We start from the raw sequence: 2,700 nt of genomic DNA, 5'->3' as shown, positions 1-2,700 counted from the left end.
AAATAATTAACTCCCCCCCCCCCCTCTGTAATAAGAGGGGGCTAAAGCAGAAGATATGGCACACATTGAAAATGACGAAATTCTAAAAGATCCAGAACACGAGAAAAAGCTTTTATCAGCTATTAAAAGAATTGAAAAAGCATCCAAGGAAATATCCCAAATGGGCTATATAATTTACATTTCTGCACATGGGAGTTTAAATGTAATGAATACAGATGATGTTCCTTATGAAAGTGCATGTGATTTCCATGATAAACAGGTTGTTGCATGGGGAAGTATGGAAAGTACATATTGTGGTGACTGGTAAATAACTAACAATCAAACATATGTCAATTATAACTAATAGATAGTATAGTGCTAGTTGACACGAAAATAAAACAACCAAAATAAAACGATATGAAAAGAGAGATAATTTTTAGAGGAAAAAGAGTAGACAACGGTGTGTGGGTTTATGGCAACCTTTTGAAAACATCGGTTGATAAGAAAACAAATCCTGAGTTTACTGATGGAATACAGGTTTTTGAAGATAATAAATTTAAAGCTGTTCATGCCGTAGTGCCTGAAACAGTAGGGCAGTTCACCGGACTTCTGGATTATAAAGGCAATAGAATATTTGAAGGTGACATTTTGAAAGGAAAATATTTGGTTTACCATCAAGACCCTGAATTACTTCCAATAGAGCATGACATTTCAGGTGAAGTAAAATTTATAGAAGGATTTTTCGCCTGCGAAAACTTCTCATTTGTTTATCCAGAATACGAAATTGAAATCACTGGCAACATCCACGAAAGTTTAACCCCAAACAAATAATAATAAAAACAATTACTAAACTATCGCTTATGGTGTCTATGGCTTCTTTGAGTGCATTAACTACTGAACATGAATATCATAGATATGGCAAGCCTAAACATTATCGCAAATCTGGCGGACAAATAGATGGTGATACTCGTTTATCAGAAGATCAAAAGAAGCAAATGCAAGGACTTAAAGAGTTTTTCTATGGTGAAGTATCAGTTTGGGCAATAAACAAGAAAAATGCTGATAAAAAAGCTAAAAAACTAAATCTATTATGAAAAGACTGGAAGAGATAAAGAACGAAGTAGCTAAAGAGCATGACTATAATTGCTACAATGATATGATAGATCATTTTGAAATACCCGAATACATGGTTGATAAAGTAGCAAAACGTTACGCCCGCGAAGTCGCTCAGGCTTCTTTGGAGAGAGTGAAAAAAGAGCTTGTTAAAAGTTGTAAAGATGTATTACCTACAACATATCGAACAGGAAATTGGGACGGAAAGAATAGCGATGTAGTCATTGCTATCAGTAAAAGTGGAAAATATCATGTTGCCTTTTTCAATGATGGTTTTATGGATGGTGAAAAATTCGAATGTTGGTATGATGAAAATGAATACTTAATCGAAGAAGAAATAACGCATTGGATGGAACCAGACTATTTTAAAGAATCAATAACCAACGAATCTAACATAACACTGCTATGAGTGAATCTAAAGCAACAATACACTTACGAAAGAGAGAACAACTTAAAAAGAAATATAATCTTTCTGATTTAGAGTATGACTATTTATGGAAGCTTTTTATGGAATATGGTATGACAAGTGGTGAGGCTCCATATAGATCACCTGCTAATCATTATTATTTGCAAGGTATATCCGAACACAATGTAATTGAGTGGCATACATGGAAAAGCAAAATGACATCTGAATTGAAAAAGATTATTTCTGAAAAATATCCTCAATTAATGGTAACTGATAAATCACTACAGTAATGGAAACACCAAAAGAACAAGCAATTAAGGCTGCCTACGGGGAGTTCTGGGAAAGACTGTCACCTTTTCAACAAGAATATGCATTATCTGAAAATGGAACAGTTGAAATAGGTTATACAGAAGAACAAAAGAAACTTTTTTCAGATATTCGGAAAAGTGGACTTTTCAATGTTAAACCTACAATGCCCAAGTCACTATCTGGCATAGGAACCAACAACGGCTGGACACGAATAGAAAGCGAAGAGGATCTGCCGGGTAATATAAATTCTCTATGGATAAAGTATTCAGATGGAAGTATTGTTTTAGGTCACTATAACATTTTCCAAAAAAAATTTGAAACAGTATACGGAAAATGTTTTGATGGTGATACTGCTACCCACTACCAACCAATTGAGACCCCAAAACCACCAATATTTTGACCTATGAAAGAGCTTTCAATTGTAAGAGAAAATCTAATGACAAAAGAAGGTTATTCCCCTTATTGTGGATTAGATGCTAAATGTCCTTACAGGTGGCCTAGGACAAAGTTTAACGGAAAGCAGTTCGTTTGTGCCTGCGGTTGGAAAAGTGATTTTCCAGAAGATTTTATTAACAGATATAAAGAAAAATGGAACCTATGAAAACAAAATATGTAAAAGTCCCTGTATCGGAGAGACTGCCGGAGCAGGAGGAAGAATTTCTGACTAATAAAGGAGAATTATATTTTTCCATTGAAAGAAAGCAATTTGAAACGTATAAAAACACTCGGAATTCAAATCCTAGTTTTTGGCTAGAAGAAAAAGAAGACCACTCAGAAGAGATGCTTTATATGTTGGAGGAGGTGAAAAACAAGTTTAAACCATCTTTATCGCATCCATTAGAAGAAGGTCAAGAAGAATTTATAAATCAAATAGAAGAACTAATCAACAAAGT

Annotated in this window: 8 protein-coding genes; all 8 read left to right on the top strand. The window is 34.2% G+C overall.

The annotated features are described in order from the left end of the window. The first annotated feature begins 55 nt into the window (after positions 1-55). Positions 56-307, top strand: a complete 252-nt coding sequence (locus tag ATE49_RS11085; RefSeq protein WP_065082231.1) for a hypothetical protein — start codon at positions 56-58, stop codon at positions 305-307. Positions 308-396: 89 nt separating this feature from the next. Beyond that, positions 397-810, top strand: coding sequence for a YopX family protein (locus tag ATE49_RS11080; protein WP_065082230.1), 414 nt, complete (start codon positions 397-399; stop codon positions 808-810). Positions 811-839: 29 nt separating this feature from the next. Further along, positions 840-1,073, top strand: coding sequence for a hypothetical protein (locus ATE49_RS11075; protein WP_143349700.1), 234 nt, complete (start codon positions 840-842; stop codon positions 1,071-1,073). Next, complete coding sequence (locus ATE49_RS11070) at positions 1,070-1,501, top strand: DUF551 domain-containing protein (RefSeq protein ID WP_065082228.1); 432 nt, start codon at positions 1,070-1,072, stop codon at positions 1,499-1,501. The genes ATE49_RS11075 and ATE49_RS11070 overlap by 4 nt, the downstream gene beginning before the upstream one ends. Then, a complete protein-coding gene (locus tag ATE49_RS11065; RefSeq protein WP_065082227.1) occupies positions 1,498-1,788 on the top strand; it encodes a hypothetical protein in 291 nt (96 codons plus the stop codon). The genes ATE49_RS11070 and ATE49_RS11065 overlap by 4 nt, the downstream gene beginning before the upstream one ends. Continuing rightward, on the top strand, positions 1,788-2,207 hold the full coding sequence (locus ATE49_RS11060; protein ID WP_065082226.1) for a hypothetical protein: 420 nt from the start codon (positions 1,788-1,790) through the stop codon (positions 2,205-2,207). Before ATE49_RS11065 ends, ATE49_RS11060 begins: the two co-directional genes overlap by 1 nt. 3 nt (positions 2,208-2,210) lie before the next feature. Continuing rightward, the gene (locus ATE49_RS11055) at positions 2,211-2,408 is read left to right on the top strand and encodes a hypothetical protein (protein ID WP_065082225.1); all 198 of its coding nucleotides are present in this window, start codon (positions 2,211-2,213) and stop codon (positions 2,406-2,408) included. Beyond that, a partial coding sequence (locus ATE49_RS11050) for a hypothetical protein (RefSeq protein WP_221407073.1) occupies positions 2,405-2,700 on the top strand: 296 nt, incomplete at its 3' end. The genes ATE49_RS11055 and ATE49_RS11050, both read left to right, overlap by 4 nt.

The organism is Elizabethkingia miricola, assembly GCF_001675285.1.
GTDB classification, from domain to species: domain Bacteria; phylum Bacteroidota; class Bacteroidia; order Flavobacteriales; family Weeksellaceae; genus Elizabethkingia; species Elizabethkingia miricola.
The sequence above is the reverse complement of the archived record's forward strand: the minus strand, read 5'-3'. Positions and strand labels throughout refer to the sequence as shown.